General features: G+C 71.0%; 28 protein-coding genes. 13 read left to right on the top strand and 15 right to left on the bottom strand.

The window, feature by feature from the left end; all coding sequences use genetic code 11:
* Positions 1 to 2: 2 nt before the first annotated feature.
* Together OHA89_RS27285 and OHA89_RS27280 are read left to right on the top strand one after the other, a co-directional pair.
* Positions 3 to 1,076: an NAD(P)H-dependent flavin oxidoreductase gene (locus tag OHA89_RS27285; RefSeq protein WP_406367321.1), complete on the top strand. Its 1,074-nt coding sequence runs from the start codon at positions 3 to 5 to the stop codon at positions 1,074 to 1,076.
* 30 nt (positions 1,077 to 1,106) lie between these two features.
* Positions 1,107 to 2,036, top strand: a complete 930-nt coding sequence (locus tag OHA89_RS27280) for a tyrosine-protein phosphatase (protein ID WP_266610310.1) — start codon at positions 1,107 to 1,109, stop codon at positions 2,034 to 2,036.
* Between the two features lie 70 nt (positions 2,037 to 2,106).
* On the opposite strand, the gene OHA89_RS27275 is transcribed toward OHA89_RS27280, so the two are convergent.
* The 5 genes from OHA89_RS27275 to OHA89_RS27255 all read right to left on the bottom strand — a co-directional run bounded on the left by OHA89_RS27275 (position 2,107) and on the right by OHA89_RS27255 (position 7,156).
* Positions 2,107 to 3,783: a DEAD/DEAH box helicase gene (locus OHA89_RS27275; protein WP_266610308.1), complete on the bottom strand. Its 1,677-nt coding sequence runs from the start codon at positions 3,781 to 3,783 to the stop codon at positions 2,107 to 2,109.
* Between the two features lie 101 nt (positions 3,784 to 3,884).
* Positions 3,885 to 4,091, bottom strand: coding sequence for a cold-shock protein (locus OHA89_RS27270; RefSeq protein ID WP_030707191.1), 207 nt, complete (start codon positions 4,089 to 4,091; stop codon positions 3,885 to 3,887).
* A 393-nt stretch (positions 4,092 to 4,484) separates the two neighbouring features.
* Positions 4,485 to 5,642, bottom strand: a complete 1,158-nt coding sequence (locus OHA89_RS27265) for an acetyl-CoA C-acetyltransferase (RefSeq protein ID WP_406367320.1) — start codon at positions 5,640 to 5,642, stop codon at positions 4,485 to 4,487.
* 17 nt (positions 5,643 to 5,659) lie between these two features.
* Positions 5,660 to 6,310 carry a TetR/AcrR family transcriptional regulator gene (locus OHA89_RS27260; RefSeq protein WP_374199302.1) on the bottom strand — a complete coding sequence of 217 codons (651 nt, stop codon included), beginning with the start codon at positions 6,308 to 6,310 and terminating at the stop codon, positions 5,660 to 5,662.
* 63 nt (positions 6,311 to 6,373) lie between these two features.
* Positions 6,374 to 7,156, bottom strand: a complete 783-nt coding sequence (locus OHA89_RS27255; RefSeq protein WP_266610303.1) for an SDR family oxidoreductase — start codon at positions 7,154 to 7,156, stop codon at positions 6,374 to 6,376.
* Between the two features lie 102 nt (positions 7,157 to 7,258).
* Between OHA89_RS27255 and OHA89_RS27250 the strand changes: the two genes are divergently transcribed.
* Both OHA89_RS27250 and OHA89_RS27245 read left to right on the top strand, forming a co-directional pair.
* The gene (locus OHA89_RS27250; RefSeq protein WP_266610302.1) at positions 7,259 to 8,404 is read left to right on the top strand and encodes an acyl-CoA dehydrogenase family protein; all 1,146 of its coding nucleotides are present in this window, start codon (positions 7,259 to 7,261) and stop codon (positions 8,402 to 8,404) included.
* Positions 8,404 to 9,423, top strand: coding sequence for an acyl-CoA dehydrogenase family protein (locus tag OHA89_RS27245; protein ID WP_266610301.1), 1,020 nt, complete (start codon positions 8,404 to 8,406; stop codon positions 9,421 to 9,423). Before OHA89_RS27250 ends, OHA89_RS27245 begins: the two co-directional genes overlap by 1 nt.
* Here the strand turns inward: OHA89_RS27245 and OHA89_RS27240 are convergent.
* From OHA89_RS27240 to OHA89_RS27230, 3 genes are all read right to left on the bottom strand, one after another.
* Positions 9,384 to 10,112 (bottom strand): class I SAM-dependent methyltransferase, encoded by a 729-nt coding sequence (locus OHA89_RS27240; protein WP_406367319.1) that lies wholly within the window; start codon positions 10,110 to 10,112, stop codon positions 9,384 to 9,386. The two genes, OHA89_RS27245 and OHA89_RS27240, sit on opposite strands and share 40 nt — an antisense overlap.
* Positions 10,113 to 10,179: 67 nt before the next feature.
* Positions 10,180 to 10,731, bottom strand: coding sequence for a hypothetical protein (locus tag OHA89_RS27235; RefSeq protein WP_257556763.1), 552 nt, complete (start codon positions 10,729 to 10,731; stop codon positions 10,180 to 10,182).
* A 45-nt stretch (positions 10,732 to 10,776) separates the two neighbouring features.
* Positions 10,777 to 11,508 carry an SDR family NAD(P)-dependent oxidoreductase gene (locus tag OHA89_RS27230; RefSeq protein ID WP_266610299.1) on the bottom strand — a complete coding sequence of 244 codons (732 nt, stop codon included), beginning with the start codon at positions 11,506 to 11,508 and terminating at the stop codon, positions 10,777 to 10,779.
* 103 nt (positions 11,509 to 11,611) lie between these two features.
* Between OHA89_RS27230 and OHA89_RS27225 the strand changes: the two genes are divergently transcribed.
* Positions 11,612 to 12,178: a PadR family transcriptional regulator gene (locus tag OHA89_RS27225; protein ID WP_266610297.1), complete on the top strand. Its 567-nt coding sequence runs from the start codon at positions 11,612 to 11,614 to the stop codon at positions 12,176 to 12,178.
* A 59-nt stretch (positions 12,179 to 12,237) separates the two neighbouring features.
* Complete coding sequence (locus OHA89_RS27220) at positions 12,238 to 12,762, top strand: pyridoxamine 5'-phosphate oxidase family protein (RefSeq protein ID WP_266610295.1); 525 nt, start codon at positions 12,238 to 12,240, stop codon at positions 12,760 to 12,762.
* On the opposite strand, the gene OHA89_RS27215 is transcribed toward OHA89_RS27220, so the two are convergent.
* From OHA89_RS27215 to OHA89_RS27205, 3 genes are all read right to left on the bottom strand, one after another.
* Positions 12,759 to 14,054, bottom strand: a complete 1,296-nt coding sequence (locus OHA89_RS27215) for a DUF1906 domain-containing protein (protein WP_406367317.1) — start codon at positions 14,052 to 14,054, stop codon at positions 12,759 to 12,761. The two genes, OHA89_RS27220 and OHA89_RS27215, sit on opposite strands and share 4 nt — an antisense overlap.
* Positions 14,055 to 14,150: 96 nt before the next feature.
* Positions 14,151 to 15,242, bottom strand: coding sequence for a hypothetical protein (locus OHA89_RS27210; protein WP_406367315.1), 1,092 nt, complete (start codon positions 15,240 to 15,242; stop codon positions 14,151 to 14,153).
* Complete coding sequence (locus OHA89_RS27205) at positions 15,239 to 15,463, bottom strand: hypothetical protein (protein ID WP_266610289.1); 225 nt, start codon at positions 15,461 to 15,463, stop codon at positions 15,239 to 15,241. Before OHA89_RS27205 ends, OHA89_RS27210 begins: the two co-directional genes overlap by 4 nt.
* Before the next feature lie 232 nt (positions 15,464 to 15,695).
* Between OHA89_RS27205 and OHA89_RS27200 the strand changes: the two genes are divergently transcribed.
* The gene (locus OHA89_RS27200; protein WP_266610287.1) at positions 15,696 to 16,004 is read left to right on the top strand and encodes a CU044_2847 family protein; all 309 of its coding nucleotides are present in this window, start codon (positions 15,696 to 15,698) and stop codon (positions 16,002 to 16,004) included.
* Positions 16,005 to 16,009: 5 nt separating this feature from the next.
* Entirely contained in the window at positions 16,010 to 19,417 is a 3,408-nt protein-coding gene (locus OHA89_RS27195; protein ID WP_266610285.1) for an ATP-binding protein, read from the top strand.
* Between the two features lie 37 nt (positions 19,418 to 19,454).
* Here the strand turns inward: OHA89_RS27195 and OHA89_RS27190 are convergent, their stop codons facing one another.
* Positions 19,455 to 19,655: a DUF397 domain-containing protein gene (locus OHA89_RS27190; RefSeq protein WP_266610284.1), complete on the bottom strand. Its 201-nt coding sequence runs from the start codon at positions 19,653 to 19,655 to the stop codon at positions 19,455 to 19,457.
* The gene (locus tag OHA89_RS27185; protein ID WP_406367312.1) at positions 19,640 to 20,476 is read right to left on the bottom strand and encodes a Scr1 family TA system antitoxin-like transcriptional regulator; all 837 of its coding nucleotides are present in this window, start codon (positions 20,474 to 20,476) and stop codon (positions 19,640 to 19,642) included. The genes OHA89_RS27190 and OHA89_RS27185 overlap by 16 nt, the downstream gene beginning before the upstream one ends.
* Before the next feature lie 321 nt (positions 20,477 to 20,797).
* On the opposite strand from OHA89_RS27185, the gene OHA89_RS27180 reads away from it, so the two are divergent.
* Positions 20,798 to 21,028, top strand: a complete 231-nt coding sequence (locus OHA89_RS27180) for a hypothetical protein (RefSeq protein ID WP_266610280.1) — start codon at positions 20,798 to 20,800, stop codon at positions 21,026 to 21,028.
* A 19-nt stretch (positions 21,029 to 21,047) separates the two neighbouring features.
* Here OHA89_RS27180 and OHA89_RS27175 read toward each other — a convergent pair whose 3' ends face one another.
* Positions 21,048 to 21,941, bottom strand: coding sequence for an IS982 family transposase (locus OHA89_RS27175; RefSeq protein WP_406367310.1), 894 nt, complete (start codon positions 21,939 to 21,941; stop codon positions 21,048 to 21,050).
* Between the two features lie 311 nt (positions 21,942 to 22,252).
* On the opposite strand from OHA89_RS27175, the gene OHA89_RS27170 reads away from it, so the two are divergent.
* The 4 genes from OHA89_RS27170 (at position 22,253) to OHA89_RS27155 (ending at position 24,090) form a co-directional block, all read left to right on the top strand.
* Complete coding sequence (locus tag OHA89_RS27170; RefSeq protein WP_051880332.1) at positions 22,253 to 22,723, top strand: hypothetical protein; 471 nt, start codon at positions 22,253 to 22,255, stop codon at positions 22,721 to 22,723.
* A 314-nt stretch (positions 22,724 to 23,037) separates the two neighbouring features.
* Entirely contained in the window at positions 23,038 to 23,385 is a 348-nt protein-coding gene (locus OHA89_RS27165; RefSeq protein WP_266610274.1) for a helix-turn-helix domain-containing protein, read from the top strand.
* Between the two features lie 42 nt (positions 23,386 to 23,427).
* Complete coding sequence (locus OHA89_RS27160; protein ID WP_266610273.1) at positions 23,428 to 23,724, top strand: hypothetical protein; 297 nt, start codon at positions 23,428 to 23,430, stop codon at positions 23,722 to 23,724.
* Between the two features lie 30 nt (positions 23,725 to 23,754).
* Positions 23,755 to 24,090: a transposase gene (locus OHA89_RS27155; RefSeq protein ID WP_323186061.1), complete on the top strand. Its 336-nt coding sequence runs from the start codon at positions 23,755 to 23,757 to the stop codon at positions 24,088 to 24,090.
* Between the two features lie 7 nt (positions 24,091 to 24,097).
* Here OHA89_RS27155 and OHA89_RS27150 read toward each other — a convergent pair whose 3' ends face one another.
* The gene (locus tag OHA89_RS27150) at positions 24,098 to 25,306 is read right to left on the bottom strand and encodes a nitrous oxide reductase family maturation protein NosD (protein ID WP_266610271.1); all 1,209 of its coding nucleotides are present in this window, start codon (positions 25,304 to 25,306) and stop codon (positions 24,098 to 24,100) included.
* Positions 25,307 to 25,825 lie beyond the last annotated feature (519 nt).

The following is a 25,825-nucleotide window of genomic DNA, read 5'->3' as shown; positions in this document are numbered from 1 at the left end:
CGATGGAGACGGCATTCACCAAGCTGGTCGGGGTAGCGCACCCGATCGTGCAGACGGGCATGGGCTGGGTCGCCGGACCCCGCCTGGTGTCGGCCGCGGCGGGCGCCGGGGCCCTGGGGATCCTGGCCTCGGCGACGATGACCTTGGATCAGCTGCGGTCGGCGGTCCGGGAGGTCAGGTCCCGGGTCCCGGAGGGCACCCCCTTCGGGGTCAACCTGCGCGCGGACGCCGGGGACGCGGCCGAACGCGCCCAGCTGATCATCGACGAGGGGGTGCGGGTGGCTTCGTTCGCCCTCGCGCCCTCCCGGGAGCTGATCGCGCGGCTCAAGGACGCGGGCGTGGTCGTCATCCCCTCGATCGGGGCCCGGCGGCACGCCGAGAAGGTGGCCGCCTGGGGCGCCGACGCGGTGATCGTGCAGGGCGGGGAGGGCGGCGGGCACACCGGGGACGTGGCCACGACCGTACTTCTGCCGCAGGTCGTCGACGCCGTGGACATCCCGGTGGTCGCGGCGGGCGGTTTCGGCGACGGCCGCGGCCTGGTCGCGGCCCTGGCGTACGGGGCCGCCGGCATCGCGATGGGCACCCGGTTCCTGCTGACCTCGGACTCCACCGTCCCGGACGCGGTCAAGGCCGAGTACCTGAAGGCCACGGTCAAGGACGTCACCGTCACCACGGCCGTCGACGGGCTGCCGCACCGGATGCTCCGCACCGAGCTGGTCGACTCCCTGGAGCGGGCGGGCCGCGCCAGGGCGCTGGCGCGGGCGGTCCGGCACGCGGCGGGCTTCCGGAAACTGTCCGGCCTGAGCTGGCCGCAGATGGTGCGCGACGGTCTCGCGATGAAGCACGGCAAGGACCTGTCGTGGAGCCAGGTGCTGCTCGCCGCGAACACCCCCATGCTCCTCAAGGCGTCCATGGTCGAGGGCCGTACGGACCTCGGCGTCATGGCATCGGGCCAGATCGCGGGCGTGATCGAGGATCTCCCGTCCTGCGCGGAGCTCGTCTCCCGCGTCATGGCCGAGGCACAACAGGCACTCGAAGCACTGCACTCGCTCCGCACCCTGCCACCACCAGGGTGATCCCCCTTCTCCGTCACGGGAGTTGCCTCCATGAGCCGTGCCAGAATCCGCCTGGCGACCGCGGCGGCCGCCGCCGCCCTCGCCGTCGGAACCCTGCCCGCCGCCTCCGCCACCGCATCCGCGGCGCCGGCGGCCGGCGCGGGCTTCCGCCACCACCTGCGGGCCGAGGCGATCCGCCAGATCCCCCTCCAGGGCGCCGTCAACGTCCGGGACATCGGCGGCTACCGCACCTACACCGGCGGGCAGATCCGCCAGGGGCTGGTCTACCGGTCCGACGCGCTGAGCAAGCTGACCGCCGCGGACCTCACCACGGTCTCCGGTCTCGGCCTCACGAAGGTCGTCGACTTCCGCATCCCGATGGAGCTCCAGTACGACGGCGCCGACAAGCTGCCGCCCGGGCTCTCTGCCACCTCGCGCCCGGTCAGCGACCTCGGCCTCTACGGGACCCTCGTCGGCGCGATCTCCAGCGGTGACCCCGTCAAGCAGGAGCAGATGCTCGGCGGCGGCCGCGCCGAGGCCTACATGCGCGACATCTACCGCACCTTCGTGACCAGCCCCGAGAACCGGGCGCAGTTCGCGGCGACCCTGCGGGAGATCGCGGACGGCGGGCAGGGCCCGCTCCTGTTCCACTGCACCTCCGGCAAGGACCGCACCGGCTGGATGAGCTACGTCCTGCTGCGCGCGCTGGCGGTCCCCGAGGACGCGGCCGGACGCGACTACCTGGCGTCGAACACCTTCCGCGCCGCGTACGACGCCCAGCTGCGGGCGGGCCTCAAGCAGTCCGGGCGGATGCAGAACCCGGACCTGCTGATCCCGCTCCAGGAGGTCCGCCAGGACTACCTGGACTCCGCGACGGCGCAGTTGGAGGCCGACTACGGCAGCTTCTACGGCTACCTGACGGACGGCCTCGGCCTGGACCTGCGGACGCTGGCGAGGCTCCAGAACAAGATGGTCCGCTAGCGGACAGCACGACGCCGGGCAGTGCTCACAAAGCACTGCCCGGCGTGGTCGTACGTCTCTACGGGTGGGGTCAGACCGCCCGGCGGCGGCCCTGGCCGCCGGAGCCGACCCGGCTGCGCGCGGAAGCCGCGGCCGCGCCACCGGAGGCGCCGCCCCCGGTACGCCGGCCCTGGCCGGCGGAGCCGGTGGCCCCGCCGCCGCTGCCCTGGCCACGACGGGCCTGGCCCGACCCGGAGGCCGCCGGGGCCTGCCCGGAGCCGCCACCGCCGGAGCGGCGGCCGCGGCCGCCGGCCGCCGGGGCGCCGCCCGTGGCGGAGCCGGTACGGGGTCCGCCGGAGCGGCGGCGCGAGCCGGAGCCCGAGCCGGAGCCGTTGCGGGGCTTCGGCGCGGTCGGCTGCGGCACGTCCAGCACCACGGGGATGCCCGAGGGCTCCTTGGCGCCGGTCAGCCGGGCCAGCTCCGCGTCGGAGGACCTGATCTGCGCGGTGCGCGGGGAGATCCCGGCGTCCGACATGAGGCGGGTCATGTCCCGCTTCTGGTCGGGCAGCACCAGGGTGACCACGCTGCCGGACTCACCGGCGCGGGCGGTACGGCCGCCGCGGTGCAGGTAGTCCTTGTGGTCGGTCGGCGGGTCCACGTTGACGACGAGGTCGAGGTCGTCGATGTGGATGCCGCGCGCCGCGACGTTCGTGGCCACCAGCGCGGTGACCTCGCCCGTCTTGAACCAGTCGAGGGTGCGGTTGCGCTGCGGCTGCGAGCGCCCGCCGTGCAGGCCGGAGGCGCGGACGCCGTCCGCCAGCAGCTTCTTGACCATGCGGTCCACGCCGCGCTTGGTGTCGACGAACATGATCACCCGGCCGTCGCGAGCGGCTATACGCGTCGCCACGGCCTTCTTGTCGGTCTCGTCCAGGACGTACAGGACGTGGTGCTCCATCGTGCTGACCGCACCGGCGGACGGGTCGACGGAGAAGGCGACCGGGTCGTGCAGGAACATCTTGACGAGCTTGTCGATGTTCTTGTCCAGCGTCGCCGAGAACAGCATGGTCTGGCCGTCGGCCCGCACCTGCTTGAGCAGCGCGGTGACCTGCGGCATGAAGCCCATGTCGGTCATCTGGTCGGCCTCGTCCAGGACGGTGATCGCGACCTGCGAGAGGTCGGCGTCACCGCGGTCGATGAGGTCCTTCAGACGGCCGGGGGTGGCGACGAGCACCTCGGCGCCGCGGCGCAGGGCGCCCGACTGCCGGTTGATCGACATGCCGCCGACGACGGTCGCGATGCGCAGGTTGACGGCCGTGGCGTACGGGGCCAGGGCGTCGGTCACCTGCTGCGCGAGCTCACGGGTCGGTACGAGGACCAGGGCGAGCGGCTGCTTCGGCTGCGCGCGGTGGCCGGCGGTGCGGGCCAGCAGCGCCAGGCCGAAGGCCAGCGTCTTGCCGGAGCCGGTGCGGCCGCGGCCGAGCAGGTCACGGCCGGCGAGGGAGTTCGGCAGCGTCGCGGCCTGGATCGGGAACGGCTCGGTGACGCCCTGGGCGGCGAGGGTCTTCAGCAGCGCCTCGGGCATGTCCATGTCCTCGAACGCGGCGACCGGCGGGAGCGCCGGGGTCAGCGGTTCGGGCATGGTGAATTCTTGGGGCCTGGCAACGGGGGCGGACTTCTGCCGTCCCGCGCCAGACTTCGGACGCCCCTGGGCCGCACCTCGACCCCGGGTGGGGCGGCGGCTGGGTCGTGCGGAGCTGGATTGGGTCATGCGAGAAAGCCCTCCTGAAACCGGCAGGTAAAACAAAGGTCGAAACAGCAGACAAGCCGGGGCCCGCACCTCACGGTGCGGACCCCGGCGAGCTGAAATACTTAGTTGGCGGGGAGGATGTTCTCCGCCTGGGGGCCCTTCTGGCCCTGGGTCACGTCGAAGGAGACGCGCTGACCCTCCTGGAGCTCACGGAAGCCCTGGGTGGCGATGTTCGAGTAGTGGGCGAAGACGTCCGGGCCGCCACCGTCCTGCTCGATGAAGCCGAAGCCCTTTTCCGAGTTGAACCACTTCACGGTGCCAAGTGCCATTTTGAATCTCCTGAATAGGCGGCAAAGGGCCCCATCCGGAGATTCCGGCAAAACAATAAAAGCGCCTGAGGAACATTCCCGTCAGGCGCACATAAAGTTCATGGGTACCACAACTGCAACGAGCTCTAAGCTAGCACACCTCGGCGCGGTCGTGTCGATCAGTGGGTGTGACCTGCGCCCTTCCCGCGCGGAGGGGCCCGGTCCGCCCGGCGCCGGGCGGACCTCAAGACACCCCCTAGAGCCGCTCGATGATCGTCACGTTGGCCTGGCCGCCGCCCTCGCACATGGCCCCCTCCCCCACGGCCCCCTCGCACCGCTCGGCCCCAGGGGGCCTTACGGGCTTCGGCAGCCTGCGCCGGTCTCCGACCGGCGAGGCCCCTGCCCCCGTCGTGGCTACAGCCGCTCGATGATCGTCACGTTGGCCTGGCCGCCGCCCTCGCACATGGTCTGGAGGCCGAAGCGGCCGCCGGTGCGCTCCAGCTCGTGCAGCAGCGTCGTCATCAGCTTCACGCCGGTCGCGCCCAGCGGATGGCCCAGGGCGATCGCGCCGCCGTTGACGTTGACCTTCTCCGGGTCGGCCCCGGTCTCCTTCAGCCAGGCCAGGACCACCGGGGCGAACGCCTCGTTGATCTCCACCAGGTCGATGTCGGCCAGCGACATTCCGGTCTTCTTCAGCGCGTGGGCCGTGGCCGGGATCGGCGCCGACAGCATGCGGATCGGGTCCTCGCCCCGGACCGAGAGGTGGTGGATGCGGGCCCGCGGCCGCAGGCCGTGTTCCCGTACCGCCCGCTCGGAGGCGATCAGCATGGCCGCGGCGCCGTCCGAGACTTGGGAGGAGACGGCGGCGGTGATCGTGCCGCCCTCGACCACCGGCTTCAGGCCCGCCATCTTCTCCAGCGTCGTGTCCCGGCGCGGGCCCTCGTCGGCCACCACGTCCCCGTACGCCACCGTCTCCCGGGAGAAGCGGCCCTCGTCGATCGCCCGGATCGCCCGCTGGTGCGACCGGAGCGCGAATTCCTCCATGTCGCGCCGCGAGATGCCCCACTTCTCGGCGATCAGCTGGGCGCCGTGGAACTGGTTCACCGGGGCGTCGCCGTACCGGGCCCGCCAGCCGGCCGATCCCGCGTACGGACCTTCGGTGAGGCCGAGCGGCTCGGCGGCCTGCCGGGAGGCGAAGGCGATCGGGATCATCGACATGTTCTGGGTGCCGCCCGCGACCACCAGGTCCTGGGTCCCGGAGAGCACGCCCTGCGCCGCGAAGTGCACCGCCTGCTGCGAGGACCCGCACTGGCGGTCGACGGTGACCCCGGGCACCTCCTCGGGCAGGCCGGCCGCGAGCCACGCGGTCCGGGCGATGTCCCCGGCCTGCGGTCCCACCGTGTCGAGGCAGCCGAACACCACGTCCTCCACGGCGGCCGGGTCCACCCCGGACCGCTCGACCAGCGCCTTCAGGACGTGCGCGCCCAGGTCGGCGGGATGGACCAGGGACAGGCCGCCGTTCCGGCGCCCCACGGGGGTGCGTACGGCATCGACTATGTAGGCCTCGGGCATGACGACTCCTTGACGGTTCAGGGGCGTACGGCGATCCCGTCCAGCACCATCGAGAGGTACTGCCGGGCGATCTCCTCGGGGCTGTGCTGGCCGCCCGGCCGGTACCAGGAGGCCGCCACCCACACCGTGTCGCGTACGAAGCGGTAGGTGAGGCGGATGTCGAGGTCGGCGCGGAAGACCTGCGCGGCGACCCCCCGCTCCAGCGTCCCCAGCCAGGCCTTCTCGAACTTCTGCTGCGAGTCGGAGAGGTAGTGGAAGCGGGGCTGCGCGGAGAGGGTGCGGGACTCCTTCTGGTAGATCGCGACGGCGGCGCGGTGCCGGTCGATCTCGCGGAAGGACTCGGTGACGAGGGCCTCGATGGTCTCCCTGGGGCCGAGGCCGGCGGCGAGGACGGTGTCGTAGCCCTCCCAGAGTTCGGTCAGGAAGGCGGAGAGGATCTCGTCGAGCATCGATTCCTTGGAATCGAAGTGGTAGTAGAGGCTGCCGGCGAGCATCCCGGCGGCGTCGGCGATCTTGCGGACGGTGGTGGCGTTGTAGCCCTGGGCGGCGAAAACCTCGGCCGCCGTGTCGAGGAGCTCGCGGCGCCGCTCGGGCGAGGCCGTCACCTGCGGCTTCTTCTTCGGGGCCGGGTCGGCCGCCGGCTGGTTCGTCGACTTGTTCGTAGGCACGCGCCCATTGTGGTGCCAGGGGGTGTCTTGTGGATCAGCCCGGCGTGATCCACAAGACACCCCCTAGGCGCGCTGGCTGCTGACCGAGACGGTTTCGCCCGTCATGTACGACGAGTAGCCGCTGGCCAGGAAGACGATGACGTTGGCGACCTCCCAGGGCTCGGCGTACCGGCCGAAGGCCTCGCGGGCGGTGAGTTCGGCGAGCAGCTCCTCGCTGGTCACCTTCACCAGGTGCGGGTGCATGGCCAGGCTCGGCGCGACGGCGTTGATCCGTACGCCGAACTCGGCGGCCTCCAGCGCCGCGCAGCGGGTCAGGGCCATCACGCCGGCCTTGGCGGCGGCGTAGTGGGCCTGGCCGGTCTGGGCGCGCCAGCCGACGACGGAGGCGTTGTTGACGACGACCCCGCCCCGCCCGGACGCCTTGAGCGAGCGCAGCGCGGCGCGGGTGCAGCGGAAGGTGCCGTTCAGGGTGACGTCGAGGACGCGGGACCACTGGTCGTCGGTCATGTCGACGAGGTCGGCGGTGCCGCCGAGGCCGGCGTTGTTGACGACGATGTCGAGGCTGCCGTGGGTCTGCTCGGCGTGCGCGAAGAGGGCCCGTACCTGTTCCTCGTCGGTGACGTCGCAGGGGAGGGAGGTGACGCGGTCGGCCCCGAACTCGGCGGCGAGCGCGTCCTCGGTCTCCTTGAGGCGGCGGGCGTGGGCGTCGCCGATGAGGATCCGGGCGCCCTCCTCCAGGAAGCGGCGGGCGGTGGCGCCGCCGATCCCGGCGCCGGCGGCGGCGGTGATGACGGCGGTGCGGTCCTTCAGCAGGTGGTGGCCGGCGGTGTACCGGGGCTCGTTCATGCGAACTCCTCGACGCTGCTCATGGCCGTACGTTAACCTACCAAACAGTTGTTAGGGAAGCGTGAAGGCGTTCCGTGAAGGCGTTCAAGGAGGCGGGCCCTGATGGACCTCACCCAGACGGCGGAGGTGGCGGCCTTCCGGGCCGAGGCCCGGGCCTGGCTGTCCGAGCACGTTCCCGCCTCCCCCCTGCCCTCCCTGGAGACGGCGGAGGGCTTCGCGGCGCACCGGGAGTGGGAGGGGCTGCTGCACGCGGACCGCTGGTCGGTGGTGTCCTGGCCCGAGGAGTACGGGGGCCGGGGCGTGGACATCGTCAAGTGGCTGGTGTTCGAGGAGGAGTACTGGGCTGCGGGCGCGCCCGGCCGGGTCTCGCAGAACGGCATCAACCTCCTCGCCCCGACCCTCTTCGACCACGCGAGCGAGGAGCAGCGGGAGCGGGTACTGCCGCCGATGGCGAGCGGCGAGGTGATCTGGGCGCAGGCCTGGTCGGAGCCGGAGTCGGGCTCCGACCTGGCCTCGCTGAAGTCGCGGGCGGTCCGGACGGAGGGCGGCTGGCTGCTGTCCGGGCAGAAGACCTGGTCCTCGCGGGCGGCCTTCGCGGACCGCGCCTTCGGCATCTTCCGCACCGACCCGGACGCGCCGAAGCAGCACCAGGGGCTGACGTACCTGATGTTCGACCTGCGGGCGCCGGGGGTGACGGTGCGGCCCATCGGCCGTCTCGACGGCAAGCCCGCCTTCGCGGAGCTGTTCCTGGACCAGGTCTTCGTACCGGACGCGGACGTGATCGGGGAGCCGGGGCAGGGCTGGCGGATCGCGATGTCGACGACGGGCAACGAGCGGGGGCTCACGCTGCGCGCCCCGGGCCGGTTCCTGGCGGCGGCGGACCGCCTGGTCGCGCTGTGGGAGTCGGCCGGGGATCCCGCCGATACAGCGCTGCGGGACCGGGTGGCGGACGCGGTGGTCGGGGCGCGCGCCTACGAGCTGTTCACCTGGGCCGGTGCCTCGCGGTTCGCGGCCGGTGAGACCGTCGGCGCCGAGTCGAGCCTGAACAAGGTGTTCTGGTCGCAGTACGACATCGCCCTGCACGAGACGGCGCTGGACCTGCTGGGCGCGGACGCGGAGCTCGCGGAGGGCGCGTGGGCCGAACCGTGGGTCTTCTCGCTGGCCGGGCCGATCTACGCCGGGACGAACGAGATCCAGCGCGACATCATCGCCGAGCGGCTGCTCGGCCTTCCGAAGGGCCGCCGCTGATGCGCTTCCTGCCGACCGACGAGCAGTCGGACTTCGCGCGCACCCTGCGCTCCCTGCTGGGCGCGGCGGACGTGCCCGCCGTCGTACGGGCCTGGGCGGGCGGCGAGCACGGGCCCGGGCGGGCGCTGTGGTCCCGCCTCGCCGGTACGGGGCTGTTCGCGCTGGCGGCTGCGGAGTCGTACGACGGCGCCGGCCTGCTGCCGCTGGAGCTGTCCCTCGGCTTCGTGGAGCTGGGCCGGGCCGGGGTGCCGGGGCCGGTGGTGGAGACGGCGGCCGCGTCGGTGCTCCTGTCCGAGCTGGGGGACGAGGGGCCGGCGAAACGCTTCCTCCCGGGGCTGGTCGCGGGCGGGGCCTCGGCCACGCTGACGCTGCCGGGCGGGAGCCCGTACGCCCTGGACGCGGACGCGGCGACGTACTGCTTCACGGTGTCGGCGGCGGGCGAACTCCGCCTGTCGGAAGGCGTGCCGGAAGGCGTTCCTGAGGGCGGGCGGCTGGCCTCGCTGGACCCGGCCCGCGGGCTCTCGGTCCCGGCGGGCGGGGAACTCCTCGCCGCGGGCCCGGCCGTGACGGCGGCGGCGGAGACGGCCGCCCGCTGGGCGCGGCTGCTGACGGCGGCCCAGTGCCTGGGCGTCGGCGAGGCACTGCTGGCCCGGACGGTGGAGTACGCCAAGCAGCGCACCCAGTTCGGCGCGCCGATCGGATCCTTCCAGGCGGTCAAGCACCGGCTGGCGGACACCCTGCTGGGCCTGGAGTTCGCCCGGCCGCTGCTGTGGGCGGCGGCTCTGTCGACGGCCCCGGGTGACGTGGCGGCGGCGAAGCTCACCGCGGGCGAGGCGGCGTACGCGGCGGCGCGGACGGCCCTGCAGCTGCACGGTGCGGTCGGCTACACGGAGGAGCTGGACCTGTCGCTGTGGCTGCGCAAGGCCCGCCCGCTGCGGGACGCGTGGGGCACGCCCGCGGCCTGCCGGGCGGCGGTCCTTCAGACGCCGATGCGGGCGACGCGAAGGGTGACCACGTAGGACTCTTCGACCGTTCCGTCCGGGAAGAGGGCCAGCAGCCGCTCCCGCTCGGCCGCCATGAACTCCCCGGTGACGGCCTCGCCGAGGAGGAGGAACGCGGAGTGGCTGGCCTGGTTGGCGAGATGGGTGTCCAGCGGGATCCGCCGCGACCAGCGGACCTCCCGGGTGGTGAGGTCGAGCCCCTCCAGGGATTCACGGGCGGGCAGCCCGATCACCTTCAGGTACTCGCGGATCCGGGCGTCCTGCTCGGCGATCCAGGGGACGGCGCAGTCCAGGTCGTTCCACCAGAGCGCGAGCGCGCCGCCCGGGCGCAGCACGCGGCGGGCCTCCGGGACCGAACGGGCGGGGTCGGTCCAGTGCCAGGCCTGGGCATAGGTGAGGAGGTCGAACGCGCCGCTCGCCAGCGGCAGCCGGTCGCCGTCCCCGCGCACGAGCGGGATCCCCGGGTTGGCCCGCCGGAACTCGTCGGCCATCCCGTCCCCCGGCTCCACGGCGACGACCTCTGCCCCGCGGGCCCGCAGCAGCCCGGTGGCGATCCCGGTACCCGCCCCTACGTCGGCCACCCGTGCCCCGGCGAGCGGCCGGCCGGCGAGCTCCTCGACGGCGTCGAAGAGGGCGGGCGGATAGCCGGGCCGGTTCGCGCCGTACAGCGCGGCGGCGGCGTCGAAGGACCGGGCGCGTTTCGTCATGCGGCCATTGTTTTCGATCACGTCCCTCGACACCACCGTGTGCGACGGGTGGCGGGCCACCGTGGTTTCAGTCGCGGGGGCGGCGCAGCGAGAGCCGGCCGAGGGTGGCCGTCTGGAGCAGGAGGAGCGCGCCGGTGCCCGCCGCCTCCCAGCGCGGTTCGGCCGGGCGCGCGCCGAGGGACCAGACCGGGCTGCCGGGATCCACGGTCACCGCCAGCCGCGCACCGACGGGCAGGTCCATCGCCACCGGCCCGGGGAGGTCGCGGCCGGCCTCCGTGCGCAGCCGCAGGGACGGGGAACGGCTGGAGCCGTCCTCCGCCATGGTGCGTTCCACGACCACCGCCGTCTCCTCGCGGCCGCGGTCGTGGAGGGTCCGGCCCTCCCAGGTGATACCGCCGAGCACCGCGACCCCCACCGCGACGAGTGCGACGGCGCTGCGGGCCACGAACTCCGCGTCGGTGCCGTGCGGTACGGCCGCGCCGATGACGAAGACGGCCAGCAGGATCGGGACCCAGTGTCCCCCGGGGCCTCGCAGCAGCAGGATCGCACCGAACTCGGCTGCCAGGAGCAGGCAGTTGCGGAGCAGCGCGCCCGCGAGCCGCCGCATCAGTTCAGACATGGACACATCATGCCCGGGGCCGTGCGGACACCGCCCGGCGGGCCGTCATCCCGTGGTCATGCCGCCGTCCACCGTGAACTCCGTGCCGGTGACGTACGAGGACGCGTCCGAGCAGAGGAAGAGGACCAGCTCCCCGACCTCCTCCGGCCGCCCCATGCGCCCCAGTGGCACGTGCGACCAGTCCCGGCCCGCGACCGCTTCGGCCACCATCGGCGTGTCGATGGCGCCCGGGTGCACCGAGTTGACCCGGATCCGGTCCGCGGCCAGGTCCAGCGCCGCCGACCGGGTCAGCCCGCGCAGCCCGAACTTGGTGGAGCCGTAGGCCGCGTGGCCCGGGATCCCGACCAGTCCGGCCGTCGAGGAGATGTTGACGACGGATCCGCCGCCGCCCGTCCGCAGTACGGGCGCGACCGCCTGGATGCCGAGGAACGGCCCCAGCAGGTTGACCCGCAGCAGCGTCTCGAAGTCGTCGAGCCGCTGCTGTTCGACGTGGGCCGTGCGCCACAGGGCCGCGTTGTTGACCAGCGCCGAGATCGTGCCGAAGGCCGCGACCGCCGACCGGACGACCTGCGCCCAGCTGTCCGGGTCGGCCACGTCGTGCCGTACGTACAGCCCCTGGCCGCCGAGTTCCGCGGCCACCGCCCGGCCCTCGTCCTCCCGTACGTCCGTGACGACGACCCGCGCCCCCGCCTCCGCGCACAGCCGGGCCTCGGCCGCGCCCTGGCCGCGCCCGGCGCCGGTGATGACGACGACCTTCCCCTCGAGGGAGACGCCCACGGTTCCACCCCTCTCCCGCTCACCCTTCAATTAGGAATACTTCTAACAGTCATAGCTTGCCGAAGGAAGGGCCACTGCGAAGACCGGTCGTAGACTGCGCTGCGTGGCAGACGAGACGAGCACGCTCCCCGCGACCGGCTGGGCGGTGCTCGGCCTGCTCTCCTTCGGGGAGGAGCTCTCCGGCTACGACGTGAAGAAGCGGTCGGACCGGTCCTTGCGGTTCTTCTACTGGAGCCCGTCCTTCAGCCAGATCTACAGCGAGCTCAAGCGCCTGGAGAAGGCCGGCTACGCCGTCTCGCGGACGGTCTCCCAGGAGAGCGGCACGCGCGACAAGCGGGTGTACCGGATCACCAACGCGGGCATGACGGCCGTCCGGGAATGGGTCCGCGAGGCCCCGCTCGACCCGCCCGTCCTCAAGCACGGCCCGATGCTGCGCCTGTGGCTGGGCCACCTGCTGGCGCCGGAGCAGATGCGCGAAGTCCTCGTACAACACCAGGAGTTCGCCGAGTCGATGCGCGACCGCGCGCTGGCCGACGCCGAACGGGCCGGGGCGTACCCGGCGCTGACCCTCAAGTGGGCCGAGCGGTACTACGCCTCCGAGCGCGACCTCGCGGCCGCCATGCTGGACGACCTCGACGCACTGAGCAGCGGGCGCGGCCGGCACCCATAGACGGGGGCACCGTGCGCGCCTGAGCAGCGGCGTCCGTGGCCACGCGCTTTGATGGACGTATGACGACGACGAACAACTGGGCAGCGTTCGAGAAGGCGGAGCCGGAGTTCGCAGCGGCCGTCCAGGCCCGCTTCGCCCAGTATCCGCACCACGTCCTGGCCACCCTCCGCAAGGACGGCTCCCCCCGCGTCGCCGGGCTGAACGTCGACATCCGCGGTGGGGAGCTGTGGCTCGGCATGATGCCGGGCTCGATGAAGGCCCGGGACCTCCAGCGCGACCCGCGCTTCGCCCTGCACAGCAATCCGGGCGAGGGCGAGACGATCCCGGACGGGGACGTACGGATCTCCGGGCGCGCGGTGGAGCTGGTGGACCCGCCCGAGCTGCACCGGTACGCGGAGGAGACGGAGACCCCGCACCCCTTCCACCTCTTCCACGCCGAGCTGACGGAGGTCGTCCACATCATCGTGGAGGGCGATGACCTGGTGCTGCGGACCTGGACCCCGGCGGGTGGCATCCACACCCTCCGCCGGGGCGACGACGACGAGCCGCCGCGGGAGGACCCGCCGGCTCCGGACGCTTCCTAGGCCAGCGGGAGGACGTCGCCCGTCCCGATGGCGGACGGGTCGATGTCGACCCAGTTGCGGTCGATGTTGATCTTGACTCCGCCGTAGGTGGCGTCGTGGTCGCCGCGGAACTGGTGGGCGCGGCACCGGCCGGCCCACTGCGGGGTGCCGGCGGGCAGGCCCATGTCGGCGTCGCCGACGGAGGCCGCGCCGTTCCAGCGGGCGACCCACAGCACGTCCGGCATGGCCTCGGGGGCCTGGTGGTGGTGGGCGCTCAGCGTCTTGGCCCCGGAGCTCGCCGAGACGTAGGCGGCGGAGCGGTAGCCGAGCTCGTGCAGCCGGACCGTCCACGCGGTCAGGTAGGCGACGACCGGGGCGTCCCAGGTCTCGCGGTCGGTGTAGTTCTCCAGGTCGTTGTAGAGCACCGTGCCCGGGGGCAGGCCCAGCGACGCGGCCGCGGCCGACGCGCCGTCGGCGGCGGACCGGCCCTGCTCGTCGGCCTCGGAGGGGTCGGTGGACAGGCCGGTGCTGGAGCTGTTCCAGGGCTGCGGGCCCACCCAGATCGGCATGAGGTGCCAGCCCGCGTCGGCCTGCCGCCGTACCCAGTCGGCGGTGAGCTGCGGCTGGGCGCAGGCCCGGGCACGGCCGCCGATGTAGATGCCGACCGCCCGGAAGGGGGAATCGGCCCGCCAGGTGTCCATGGACTTCTGGGTGGGGGCGGTGCAGGCGTCGAAGCCCTCGCCGGTGAAGGGTTCCTGGGCGTTGCGGGGCTCCGTGCCGTCGGTGGCCAGTGCGGGCTCGGCGGGGGGCCTGGGGGCCGCCGGGGCTCCGGGGGTCACGGCGCGGGCGCGCGCCAGGACCCGGCGTACGGCGTCGGGCGCGGCCCCGTAGGAGACGGTGGCCATGACCCCGGGCCGGAGCAGGGCGTACCGCACCTCGTTGCTGTCGGACCGGGGCGGGGTCTCGGGCAGGGTGGTCCCGGAGTCCACGGCGATGGTGGGGATGTCGGCGCGCTGCGGTGCTCCGTCGAGGGGTTCGAGGTGGAGGGTGTCCGCGCGGCTGATGACGGCCCGGCCGGTGCACTGGCTCTGGTTGCCGGCGTGGCCGAGGTAGAGGGTGGGCAGGTCCAGGCGCAGGCAGGCGTCGGGGTCGAGGTCGAGGTCGACGACCCGCCAGTCGGCCGGGACGGCGAGGCGCAGACCGCCGTAGTCGATGGTTCGCGCGTCGGCGGCGGCGGTCGTCGCCGAGGGGAGGACGGGGACCAGCAGGGCGGCGCCGAGGAGGCCGCTCAGCAGCGTTCGGATGGGGGCCATGATCCGGATAGTTACCAGACGGCGGGGCCCCTCAACTTCGCCGAGGAGCCCCGCAGATGGTCCGTACGGCCCAGTGCGCGTGGCCTAGGACACGCCCTACGGCGCCGGCTGGTCCTGGAAGGCGGGCAGGTCGAAGATCCGCTGCTTGCCCGTCTCGTCCATGAGCTCGACCAGGGGCAGTACCAGCTCCCACAGGTCCTGCTTGTCGACCTCCCGGACCAGCGCGTCCAGTTCGGCGTCGCCGAGCCCGGCGGCGGCGTCCGCGACCACCTTGCGCGCGTCGGCGGGCAGCACGCCGGCCAGCGGCAGGAACTCGCCCCACAGTCCGGTCGCCACGACGGCCCGGACCACCCCGGCCAGCACCTGCGGATCCCGCAGGGGCTCCAGCCGGGCCACGGCGAGCCGGTCCTCCTCGCCGAGCAGTGCGACCAGCGGCAGCAGCGTCTCCCAGAGCCCCGCTTCGTGAGTCACCCGCACGAGTGAGGCCAGTTCGGGCCCGTCAAGGCGGGCGGTTAGCTGGGCGATGCGCAGTCGCTGCTCCCCGCCGACGGCGGCGGCGACGGCGAGGGCCTCCTCCCAGAGCCCGGCGGCCGCGGCGGCCCGTACCACCGAGGCGAGCCGCTCGTCGCCCATCAGCTCCAGGATGCGCGGGAGCCGCTCCGGCTGATCGACGTAGAACCCGGCGCGCAGCACGTCGGTGTCGCCGACCTGCTCCAGGATCCGGCCGAGCACCTGATCCCTCATGTGCCCGACGAACCGGCCCATGGTGAGGTGGTCGCGCCGCTCGGCGAGGACGACGGCGATCCGTACGACCAGCCCCTCGTCGAGCCGGTCCACGATCCCGGCGATCTTCCTGGGGTCGAGGTGGGCGCACGACTCGGCGGTGAAGGAGACCGGCAGCTTGGCGATGATGTCGGCGGCGCGTGACGCCTCCAGGCGTCCGGCGACGGCGGCGGCCAGCCTGGGACCCAGCGCCTTCTGGGAGATGGCGGCGGCGATCCCGGCGGGCACCAGCTTGGTGGCGGCGGCGATCCGGTCGAGCATCTCGGGCGCGCCGTCGTTCAGCGCGGCGCTCGCCTGCTCGCGGAACCTGCGTACGTCCGCGCTGGGCAGCCGCCGCAGGAAGCCGAGCCCGTCGGCCTCCAGGCCCACCAGCCGGGCGGCCTTCTCCGCCTCGGCCCGGCTCACCGGAACAGCACCTTGCGTACGGCCCCGCGCGCGAGGGCGGGCACGAGTTTGAGCGCCTCCTCGGCGGCCTCGTTCAGCCCGCCGTCCTGGCGCGCCCGCTCCGCGCGGAGCGCGTCGACGAGCAGCGCCAGCTCCGCGGCGTCCAGGTCCCGGAACGACTCGGGGGGCTCGACTCCCCCCAACTGCGCACCCAACCGACCCAGTTCCTGTTCCACACTCACGGGGCGACCTCCCATGCCGGAGACGACGGCTCGCCCCGAGCGTGGTCCCGTATTGACTATTAGTCAATACTCGCGGGTAGCGGAACCTTCTCCCGCGCGGCCGCACAACTGGGCCATAACCCTGCGCGACGGGTCCGGGGTGCCCCAGGATGTGCGTGTCGGGTGAGGGGGGACCGCAGGCGGTCCCGGAGCCATGGGGGGCGTGGCGAACGTGGCAGGACAGCTCATTGGCATGACGCTGGAGGACGGCGGCGAAGAGACCGCCGTCGTGTTCGAGGTCGACGGCGAATTAGCCGGATCCGACCTGGAGATGGCGGCGGCCGGGGACGGACTGATGGGACGGGCCGGCGTCTCGGTGCAGGACGCCCTGGACCGGGTGAAGCCCACGCTGGCGAAGGTCGCCCGGACCGTACGTGAACTGGGCCCGGACGAGGCCGAGATCGAGTTCGGGCTGAAGATGGGCGGCGAGACCGGCGTCATCGTCGCCAAGGGCACGGCAGAGGTGAACTTCGCCGTCCGTCTCGTCTGGCACCGCGCCTGAGCCGGATGGGGGCGCGGCGCGACGGGTTCGTCGTCAAGATCCGGCAGGGCACCTCCGACGTTCCCGTCGGGGTGGGCTTCGTCGTGGGCGACAAGCACATCGTGACCTGCGCGCACGTCGTCAACGTGGCCCTGGGACGGCAGAAGGGGACCTCCGACCGGCCCGGTGACGAGGCGCGCATCCAGGTCGAGTTCGTGCTGCTCGGCGATGCCGAGGGAGCTCCGCTGCGCAACTGCCGGGTCACGGCCTGGGATCCGCCTCCGGGGCCCGGGCGGCCGGGCCGCGACATCGCCGGACTCGTACTGGTGGGCGGAGACACCCTGCCGGTGGGAGCCGGACCGGCCCGGCTCGTCGACCCCAGGAACGGACTCGCGGAGAGCACCGAGGTGTCCGTCTTCGGCTATCCGGGGACTCCCCCGCGCAAGGCCAACGGCGCCTGGAGCAGCTGTGTCCTGCGGGGCGCCGTCGGCGGCGGCCTGGTCCAGCTCGACACGTCCAGTGAGTCCGCGCTGCGCACCCAGCCCGGCTACAGCGGTGCGGCCGCGATCATGTCGGACCGCTGGGGGGACGCGGTGATCGGCATGCTGGCCGTCGCGAGCCGGGGCGGCGAGCACGAGGACGCGTACGCCGTGCCCCTGTCGGAAATGGCATCGGCCTGGCCGGAGGTACTGGAACGCAGCGTGCTGCCCCCGTGCCCCTACCGGGGCCTGCAGGCGTTCACCGCGGCCGATGCCCGGGCCGGTGTGTTCGTGGGCCGGGAGAGGGAGATCGAACGGCTCCGGGCGATGCTCGTGCACCAGCCCTGTGTCGTGGTGGCCGGGCCTTCCGGGGTCGGCAAGTCCTCGCTGGTCGGGGCCGGTCTGGAACCGGCCCTGGCCGCCGACGGATGGACCGTCGCGAGCTTCCGGCCGGGATCCGCCCCGTACGACTCGGTGGCCCGCGCGCTGCTGGACCTGGAGGATCCCGGCGCCCAGCACACGCTGGAGCGGCTGGAGAGCCGGGCGCGCTCCCTGCGGGAAGAGGGGTTCTGGCCGGTCGCCACCCGGATCGCCCTGCTCACCGGCCGCCGGCTCGCCCTCATCGGCGACCAGTTCGAGGAAGTCCTCAGCAACGGCGCACACGGACGGCGGCAGGAGTTCCTGGAGCGGATGTTCCCCGAGCCGGACACCATGGACGACACGCCGGTCCGGCTCGTCTGCACCCTGCGGTCCGACTTCCTGCCGGACCTGCTGGACCTGCCCACCGTCGGTCCGCGCATCCAGGACCGCCAGCTCAACGTCTCCCCGCTGGACGAGGCGGCGCTGACCCGGGTGATCGTCGAACCGGCCGCCGCGGCCGGAGTCGTCTACAGCCAGGGCGTCGCCGAGGCCATCGCCGCCGAGGCGGCCAAGGCCCCGGGCAGCCTCCCGCTGCTCGAGTTCGCGCTCACCGAGCTCTGGCCCATGCAGCAGGAACGGAAGATCACCTTCGACGGGTACCACGCCCTGGGCGGAGTCTCGGGGGCGCTCAACCGGCACGCCGAGAAGGCCTTCCAGTTCCTGGCCCGGCAGCTGGACGAGGCCCGGATCCGGCGGGTGCTGCTGTCCATGGTGCGGGCCCGCGGCGGGGCGAGCAGCGCGGTCCGGGTGACGGCCCTGAAGGCCCATCTGGACCGGGACTGGCACGTCGCCCAGCTCCTGGCGGAGCCCGACCGGCGGCTGGTGGTGCTCGGGACGACCGGGCCGGGGACGGCGGAGATCGCCCACGAGGCGCTGATCAGGGAATGGATCAGGCTCGCCGACTGGGTCGACGCCGACGCCGACTTCCAGCAGTGGCTCGCCGTCATGGAGGAGCGGGCCGCGGACGGAGACCTGCTCTCCGCGACCCGGGTGTCGGAGGCGGAACACTGGCTGAGCGAGCGCAGCACCGACGTACCCACCGTGGTGAGCGAGTTCATCGAGCGCAGCACGGCCGCCGTCCTCGTCCAGCGGCACAACGAGGTGATGCTGACCAAGTCGCAGGAGCTGACCGAGCAGTGGCGCGAGCGGTCCACGATGCTGGAGAACCGGCAGGGGGCGCTCCAGGCCGCGAACCGGCAACTGGAGGAGAAGGCGGCGCGGCTGGCCCGCAAGAACAGCGAGATCGAGGTCCAGTCCGTCCGGATCGAAGAGGCCCGGCAGACCTTGCAGGAGCAGTACGAACTGCTGGCCCTGGAGATCCGGCACAAGAGCGAGTTCCTGGCCAACATGTCGCACGAGCTGCGCACTCCGCTGAGTTCCCTGCAGCTCCTGGCCCAGGAACTCGCCGACAACGCCGCCGGGACGCTCACCGCGAAGCAGGTCGAGTACGCCCGGGCCATCCAGGGGGCGGGCCACGACCTGCTCTCCCTGCTGGACGACATCCTCGACCTCTCCGACGCGGAGACGGGCCGGATGCAGATCGTCCCGGTCCGGGTGCCGCTCCTCCAGGTCGCCGACCACCTCGACGCGGCGTTCTCGCCCCTGGCGGAGGAGAAGGGACTGGGTCTGCACGTGCGGGTGGCGCCGGAGCTGCCGGAGACCCTGCTCGCGGACGAACAGCGGCTGCTCCAGATCCTGCGGAGCCTGCTCGCCAACGCCGTGAAGTTCACCGACCGCGGCGAGGTACGGCTCGACATCCAGCCGGCCGGCCCGGACGTGCCGCCGCCCGTCCACAGCCGGCTCGCCGACATGAAGGCGGCGAAGCTCATCGCCTTCTCGGTCGCCGACACGGGCACCGGAATCTCCGACGGAAGACTGAAGGTCATCTTCGAGGCGTTCACGCACGCAGGTGACCCGGCCGAAACGCGGCACGTCGGACCGGGCCTCGGGCTGTCCATCAGCCGGGAGATCGCCCGGCTGATGGACGGTGAGATCCATGTGGCGAGCGAACGCGGGCTCGGGTCCGTGTTCACCCTCTATCTGCCGCTCATCTCCGGCGGGCCGATGGCCCACCCGGAGCTACAGGACCTGCCCGCCCCGGAGGGACTCGCCGAAGGCCCGGTGTCCGCCCAGGCATACGGCTTCTCCGGGCAGAAGGTGCTGATCGTGGACGACGACGTCCGTGCGGCGTTCGGGCTGACCACCGACTTCGAGCGCCACGGCCTGGAAGTGCTGTGGGCGGAACGGGTTCCGCAGGCCATCGCCACCGTCACCGCCGACCCGGAGGTGGCCGTCGTACTGCTGCGCCTGCCCACGCAGGGGATGAGCGCCGGCTCCGCGGCGGCCTCGGTCATCGCCCAACTCGCCGGACCGCCCCAGCGCCCGGTCATCGCCCTCGCCCGCAAGGCAACCACCCTGGGCCGCGAAAAAGCCCTGGCCGCAGGCGCATCGGACTACGCCGCCACATCCCTGGACGGCGAACAACTCCTCCCCCTCATCCACCACTGGCTCCACCGAGACCACGAGGCCCGGTGAACCGCCCCGGGAGGGCGTCAGCAGCTGCGGTACGAGATCAGGCTCGGCGCTTCACAGCCTGGATGAACGGCGCCCACGCGGTGACCGGGAAAACCAACACCGGGCCGATGCCCGCCAGCTTGCTGTCGCGGACGGGGACCAGGCCGGGGAGGCCGTCGGACACCTCTACGCAGCTGCCGCCGTCCCCATTGCTGTACGAGGACTTCCGCCAGGACAAGCCGTTCACGTCTGCGCGCATGTCGCGTACTCCTCCGCCACCGACTCGATCAAGGTCAGGGACACCTCCGGCGACAGCGCAGCGGCCCTGGCAAGATCGTATGACCTCCAGTAGCGCTGAACCAGAGCCGGATAATCGAGCAGCTGCCCCGCGTAAGGGCCCTCCGTGTACGCCACGTCGGGCGCATCGGCGAACTGCATGATGGTCATCATCGAACCCACTGCCCCATGGGCCCCGGCTGCGAACGGCACGACCTGCACGGTGATCCGGTGGGCACGGACGTACGAAGCGATGTGACGCAACTGAGCCGCCATCACAGCAGGTCCGCCGACCACTGTCCGCAGCACCGACTCGTGCAGGACCACCCACATCTCGGGGGTCTCCGGATCGACGAGGAGCCGTGCGCGTTCGATGCGTGCCGCGACCAGGGCTTCAACGCGCTCGGCAAGCGCGGTCGGGCTGGCGGCGCGGATCACGGCCCGGGCGTAGTCCTCCGTCTGGAGCAGCCCGGGAACCAGCGTGCAGGCGTACTCGAAGGTGGCCGTCGCCAGGCCTTCCAACTCGGCCGCGGCGGCGAAGTACTCGCTGTGCTTGGACTTGAACGCCTTGGCCAGGCGGAAGAAGTAGTCCCCCGTGTTCAGCTCCCTGTCGATGAGGTTTGCGATCTCAGGGCGCAGTCGACGCCGCCCGTTCTCCATCATCCCGACGTACGCCCCTGTGGCGAAGATCCGCTCACCCAGCCCCTCCTGGGTCAACCCCGCCGCCTCGCGCTTCCCCCGCAGTTCCTCGCGGGCGAACTCATCCGGCGTCTCCGCGCCACTCTCGTCACTCGGCTTGGCCATGAGCCAACTCCCCGCTTCCGCAGTCCCCATTGCTCGCGAAAAGCGTAGTCCTCGTCGGGCCGACGCATCCACGGAACGCATTCATACGACTACCAGGGGCGAGAGCGAACGCCACGGCGCCCGTCATCCCTGGTCGGAGACGTGGCGCGCCGCGCACCGACGGGTGGACCGGCCCGGAAGGGGCCCTGGTCAGCGTCGCGGCGAACTGCTCCCACACCCCGGTGCGGCGGCTGCGGCCCGATCAACCCGGGGAACTGTGCGACGCATGGTGGCGGCGGGGAATAGTCTCCTGCCCACGCCAACGGAAGGGTGCGTGAGGGCATGAACGCGGAAGAGGCCCGGCAACTGGAAACCACGCTGCGGCGGCTCGGCATCCCGGGGGTGGTAGCGCCAGAGGATCCGGAGAACCCTGCGGGGAACTGGCTGGTGTTCGACGAAGCCGACCCCGAAACCCGCCGGGATGTCACCGCCGACACGCTTGCCGCACTGTCCCCAGCCTGCGGCACGCACCAGGGGCCCACGCGGGGCTTCATCATCTCCCGGACGAGCTAGATGAGTCATTCCGAAGTGATCAGTGGTCGTAGGCGATCAGGGACCGTGTGCTTGGCTGTCCGGTCTTGTGGTTGTGCCAGATTGCTGCGGCCAGCGCGAGGACGCGTTGGGCGACGCGGACGGTGACGCCCTCAAAGGTCCGGCCGCCGTGTTGTTCCAGGTCGAGCTGGCCTTTGAGGGTGTCGTTCACCGACTCGATCAGTTGCCGCACCGATTTCAGCAGTGACTCGCCCTTGCGGCGCTTCTCCCGCTTGAACGAGGGCCGCAGCAGCTCTGCCCCGCGCATGGCCAGATCGGTCTCGAATTCCTTGGAGGCGAAGCCCTTGTCCGTGATCACCAGCAGGCCGGGGCGGTCGGTGACTGTGTCCGGCTCACGATCCAACATCGCCGTCAGCACCTCGCGCTCGTCCAGCTTCGGGTTCACAAGGGACCACAAGATCGGCATACCGGTTGGGGTGCACACCAGGTATAGCCGCAGGCCCCAGAAGAATCGGGAATGGCTGGCGCAGTACCCGTATCCGGCCCAGCCGGCCAGGTCCGACCGCTTCACGGTGGGGCGTGACCGGCCGCACTCGACCGGGGTGGAGTCGATGATCCAGTGGTTGTCGAACCAGAAGTCGGTGTCCGTCGCAAGGAGCCGTACAGCCCGCTTGACCAGCGGCAGCGCCGCCCGCAGCCGCTTGTTCCAGCCCGGCTGCTTCGGCACGAAGGGGAACATCTTGCCGAGGCGGGAGTGGACGAACCGCAGCCACCTGGACTCCGAGGTGAAGCCCAGCATCGCCTGGGCGACGGCGAGGCAGACGAGCTCGGAATCGGTCAGCCGGGGAGGGCGTCCCAGCCACCGGGTGTCCGTGATCTCGTCGTCGATCTTCACATACAGTGCGGTGAGCAGGGCGTCCAGGTCATTCGTCACAGAACGATCTTGGCGCCCTGTCTGTCTCTCCGGCCGCCGGCAGGGGGCTGCCCGATTGCCCGGCTTCACGCTTGAGCAGGCCGACAAGACACGGGAGACCGGACGCCACCTCATGCCCAGTACCGGACCTCCCGGTCCGCGCTGTGGCCAAGAGCGCCCAGGGCAGCGCGAAGATCTCAGATCTTCCGCCGTCTGCTGCCCGCCGTTGTCGAAGGCTGCGACAACCTGGCCGTCTGCGCGTCCCGGTCCCGGCCCGATATTGCCCGAACCCCCGTGCCGTGTTCATGCCATCGATGTCATAATCGGACGTTGTGTGGACAACGCTTGCGCCGCTCATCGGCGTCCTGCTCGGCGGGCTCATGTCGATGCTGGCCCAACGCTCGGCAGGACGCGCCTTGGAACGCGGCGAGGCGCGCCGCAGTGTCCGTGAACTTGCCGAGGCGCGCCGCAACGAGCGTCTCACGCACCTCATCGCATTTCTGTCTGCGGTGCAGGAAGCAGAACGAGTCGCGGTGGATCGGTATCACCACAACCTGGCTGACGAGCAGTGGCAGGCCCGGGCAAGGCAGGTCCTTGACAGGGTGTGGGTGACGCAGAAGACGATCCACGTACTGTGCGCGTCCGAGGTCAGCGAAGCGGCACGCAGCCTCGCGTGGGCAGTACAGGAGGTGATCAGGAAGGGCCCCGAAGACCCGGGAGAGCCACAGGATGAGAAGGTCTGGGCGCACATCCATCCGAGCCGACAGGCATTCCTTGATCTCGTGCGCGACCAGCTAAGTTGAAGCCCTGGGGAGGGATTCGGCAGCTGCCGTGAGCGGCCCGGGACAAGCAGCACCAGCTCCGGCCTCCATTGTGCGGCGAGCGTCATCTACTTCGCCGGCTTCTCGAGGGACGCAAAGCCCGCCTTGGCGCAGGCAGCATGCATGTCCACGGGCCAGCAGCACGCCATCGAATGGCCCCTTGGCCCATCGGCAAGCTGAGCACGATCACTTCGGAATGACTCGTCTAGTGGTTCGGTTCACATCGTTGGCCGGGTAATCGACGTGCTGCCCGGTGCGCAGCAGACTGTCTCCGGGGCCTGATCTTGGAGGTGGTCGTGGGACGTCGACCGAGTGTGTTCGTCCGGCCGGTCAGCATGGACGAGGGCCGCAGGCTGCAGCGGATCAGCCGGAGTGCGAAGGATCCGGTCCGGCTGCGGCGGGCGATCGTGGTGCTGATGTCCGCTCAGGGCCAGGCGGTCAAGGACATCACTTCGCTGATGCAGGTCGGTGAGGACTACGTGCGCGATGTCATCCATGCGTTCAACGAGCGGGGGTTCGACGCGCTGGACCCAAAATGGAGCGGGGGACGCCCGAAGACGATCAGTGAGCGGGTGCGTGAGCACATCCGTCTGATCGCCCGGACGTCCCCCGCCGACTGGGACATCGCCGGCTTCTCCACTTGAAGCCTGTCCAAACTCGCCGCTCACCTGGTCGAACGGCATGTGGTGCCAGCGATCAGCCGGGAGACCCTGCGGCGCATCCTGCGCGAGGGCACGGTCTCCTGGCAGGCCACCACTACCTGGAAGGCGTCCACCGACCCGGACTTCATCGCCAAGATGCACCAGGTCCTGGCGCTGTTCGGGGCGCTGAACCTGATGCCACGCAGGGGCAAAGCGTGGCGTCCGGCAGGCAGGCTCCGCAGGCTGCGGGCCACCTACAACCGCTACGGCGGCGTGATGCACATGCCCGCCGCCCTCGACCTGGCCACCGGGAAGATCTACTACCGGATCCGCAAACACTAGCGATGGCGCGAGTTCCTCGGCCTACTCAAGATCCTGCGCTCCCGCTGGCCCGGGGAGAAGCTGTACCTGGTGCTGGACAACTTCTCCCCACACAAGCACGCCGAAGTCCGCATATGGGCCGCCGACAACGACATCGAGCTGGTCTTCCTGCCGACCTACGGCTCCTGGCTGAACTGGATCGAATCGGAGTTCGCCGCCCTGCGCTACTTCGCCCTCAACGGCACCGACCACCGCACCCACGCAGAGCAGAGCGCCGCCATCGGCGCCTACATACGCTGGCGAAACACCCGCGCTGAGCCGAAGACCAACTTCGCCCCCGACTCACCAATCCGCCAGTGGACGCAATACCCAGCCAAGGCTGCGTGACACGCCACTAGAGGCAGATTCCAGGGGGGGCCGCGTTCGGACCAATGTTGCCGGTCCAGGTGTTGGCCGTGCCGTCGGTGCCGGTGCCGCTGGTGTTGTCGCGGCAGTCGAGCATGCCGTTGCGGCGGGCGGCGTTGGATCTGATGGTATTTCCCCCGTTGCCGCCGGCATCGATGCGAATGCCGTCGCCCGCGTTGTCGCTGACGATGTTCCGGGAGATGACGGAGTTCGTGAGGGAGTTCGCTGCCACGCTGATGCCGTGGCCGACGGTGCTTGATTCGGAATTTCTGATGATGTTGCCGGTGATGGTGACGTTGGCGTTAGGTGAAAGGCCAAAGGCGTTGGCCCGCACGCCCAGGAAGCCCCTCTCAATGATGTTGGAGGTGATCCTCAAATTCGTGTTGCTGTCGCCGAAGAAGATCCCGGGGGCGCCAAAGTTGTCCCGGATGATGTTACTCCCCACGGAGACGTTGCTGGACTTGAAGATGAACACAAAGGCCCTATCCTCCAAGGAGGTGTTTCTATTTACTCTGACATTGTCGACTCCTCCGGGTGCCAGTGCATCCAGAAGGACACCAGAGTTTTCGTTACCAGAAAAGGTGTTTCTTTCGATGTCCGCATTCTTCAGGCCCGCGTCCGAGTAGACTCCACTGCCGCTTGCAGAACCGGGTTCATTGTTCTGGCGGATACAGTTCTGTTCAACCTCGGAAAGGTTTGTGCCGCTGGAGTTGAAATAGACTCCGAATACGTTGCCCTGGATCACGTTCTGCCGTACTTGGTGGCCCGAGTGTGCCGCACTCGTGACAATGCCATAACTGGAGGTATTGTTCTGAACGGTGAAGCGGGAGAACCTGATACCGTTCTCCGCCAAGCGGACACTGCCTGAACCATTCGCCGACTGAATGATCGCCTGCCTGGATGGATCCGGAGCTCCGGCCTGGCGGCACGCTGTCTCTGCGGGGGCGGCGGCCGGTCCGACCAAGCGCAAATTCGCCTTGTTCACGGTGACAACCTCGTTGTATGTTCCGGCGCAGACCCTGATCTCATCTCCTGGCGAGGCCGCAGTAATCGCTGCCTGGATCGTGGTAAAAGGTGCACCCGGGCATTGCGCTCCGTTGTCATCCACAACGAGTACGACCTGAGCTGCCTGGCTGGGCACTGCCGGGAACGCTGTAGCCACTGCCGCGCACGCCGCGACAAGAATCGTCTTCTTCATGGTTTTCTCCTTGACTCTCGGCGCAGACCGCAATCCGATCGTGCGGCAGTACAGTCGACTAGGTGGCACATAACCTGGCAGCCGGACTGGTGGAATTAGCTTGCATTTGCACGGACTCCATCAGTTACATAAACCGAACGAAGCGTCGCGGGCAGGCACTCGCTGATCAAGAAGCTAGGCGTGTCACACTGAGTGTGCAAGCGGTAGCACTCCGTATGCGTCGCTGGGTGTGCGACGCCACCGACCCGCCGGGGCGGGCAAGCGTGTGCCTCAGCTCGGAACGTTGTCGAACGGCGCCGTCAACTGCCGCAGAAGATCTGCCAATTACCCGCGCTGGTGGTCCGACGGCCGACCCAGGATCGCCCGCCCCTGGGCCAGCAGGCTTGCACCTGCTGAGGACGAGATCCCGCCACCGGGCAGCACGTCTATTACCCGGCCAACGATGCGAGCCGAGCCACTAGCGGCCCCGGCCGCCTTCCGGCCGGGGCCGGTCCCTCCCCGGGGATCCACCCCGAAAGA

The organism is Streptomyces sp. NBC_01546 (assembly GCF_045208355.1).
Taxonomy (GTDB): Bacteria; Actinomycetota; Actinomycetes; order Streptomycetales; family Streptomycetaceae; genus Streptomyces.
This window is presented reverse-complemented; position numbering and strand designations above follow the sequence as displayed.

What these genes read in the sequence shown, in the direction of transcription:
- OHA89_RS27285 (WP_406367321.1), top strand. Translation starts at nt 3, where the DNA reads ATGGAGACGGCATTCACCAAGCTGGTCGGGGTAGCGCACCCGATCGTG.
- OHA89_RS27280 (WP_266610310.1), top strand. Translation starts at nt 1,107, where the DNA reads ATGAGCCGTGCCAGAATCCGCCTGGCGACCGCGGCGGCCGCCGCCGCC.
- OHA89_RS27275 (WP_266610308.1), bottom strand. Translation starts at nt 3,783, where the DNA reads ATGACCCAATCCAGCTCCGCACGACCCAGCCGCCGCCCCACCCGGGGT.
- OHA89_RS27270 (WP_030707191.1), bottom strand. Translation starts at nt 4,091, where the DNA reads ATGGCACTTGGCACCGTGAAGTGGTTCAACTCGGAAAAGGGCTTCGGC.
- OHA89_RS27265 (WP_406367320.1), bottom strand. Translation starts at nt 5,642, where the DNA reads ATGCCCGAGGCCTACATAGTCGATGCCGTACGCACCCCCGTGGGGCGC.
- OHA89_RS27255 (WP_266610303.1), bottom strand. Translation starts at nt 7,156, where the DNA reads ATGAACGAGCCCCGGTACACCGCCGGCCACCACCTGCTGAAGGACCGC.
- OHA89_RS27250 (WP_266610302.1), top strand. Translation starts at nt 7,259, where the DNA reads ATGGACCTCACCCAGACGGCGGAGGTGGCGGCCTTCCGGGCCGAGGCC.
- OHA89_RS27245 (WP_266610301.1), top strand. Translation starts at nt 8,404, where the DNA reads ATGCGCTTCCTGCCGACCGACGAGCAGTCGGACTTCGCGCGCACCCTG.
- OHA89_RS27240 (WP_406367319.1), bottom strand. Translation starts at nt 10,112, where the DNA reads ATGACGAAACGCGCCCGGTCCTTCGACGCCGCCGCCGCGCTGTACGGC.
- OHA89_RS27235 (WP_257556763.1), bottom strand. Translation starts at nt 10,731, where the DNA reads ATGTCTGAACTGATGCGGCGGCTCGCGGGCGCGCTGCTCCGCAACTGC.
- OHA89_RS27220 (WP_266610295.1), top strand. Translation starts at nt 12,238, where the DNA reads ATGACGACGACGAACAACTGGGCAGCGTTCGAGAAGGCGGAGCCGGAG.
- OHA89_RS27215 (WP_406367317.1), bottom strand. Translation starts at nt 14,054, where the DNA reads ATGGCCCCCATCCGAACGCTGCTGAGCGGCCTCCTCGGCGCCGCCCTG.
- OHA89_RS27200 (WP_266610287.1), top strand. Translation starts at nt 15,696, where the DNA reads ATGACGCTGGAGGACGGCGGCGAAGAGACCGCCGTCGTGTTCGAGGTC.
- OHA89_RS27195 (WP_266610285.1), top strand. Translation starts at nt 16,010, where the DNA reads ATGGGGGCGCGGCGCGACGGGTTCGTCGTCAAGATCCGGCAGGGCACC.
- OHA89_RS27190 (WP_266610284.1), bottom strand. Translation starts at nt 19,655, where the DNA reads ATGCGCGCAGACGTGAACGGCTTGTCCTGGCGGAAGTCCTCGTACAGC.
- OHA89_RS27185 (WP_406367312.1), bottom strand. Translation starts at nt 20,476, where the DNA reads ATGGCCAAGCCGAGTGACGAGAGTGGCGCGGAGACGCCGGATGAGTTC.
- OHA89_RS27180 (WP_266610280.1), top strand. Translation starts at nt 20,798, where the DNA reads ATGAACGCGGAAGAGGCCCGGCAACTGGAAACCACGCTGCGGCGGCTC.
- OHA89_RS27150 (WP_266610271.1), bottom strand. Translation starts at nt 25,306, where the DNA reads ATGAAGAAGACGATTCTTGTCGCGGCGTGCGCGGCAGTGGCTACAGCG.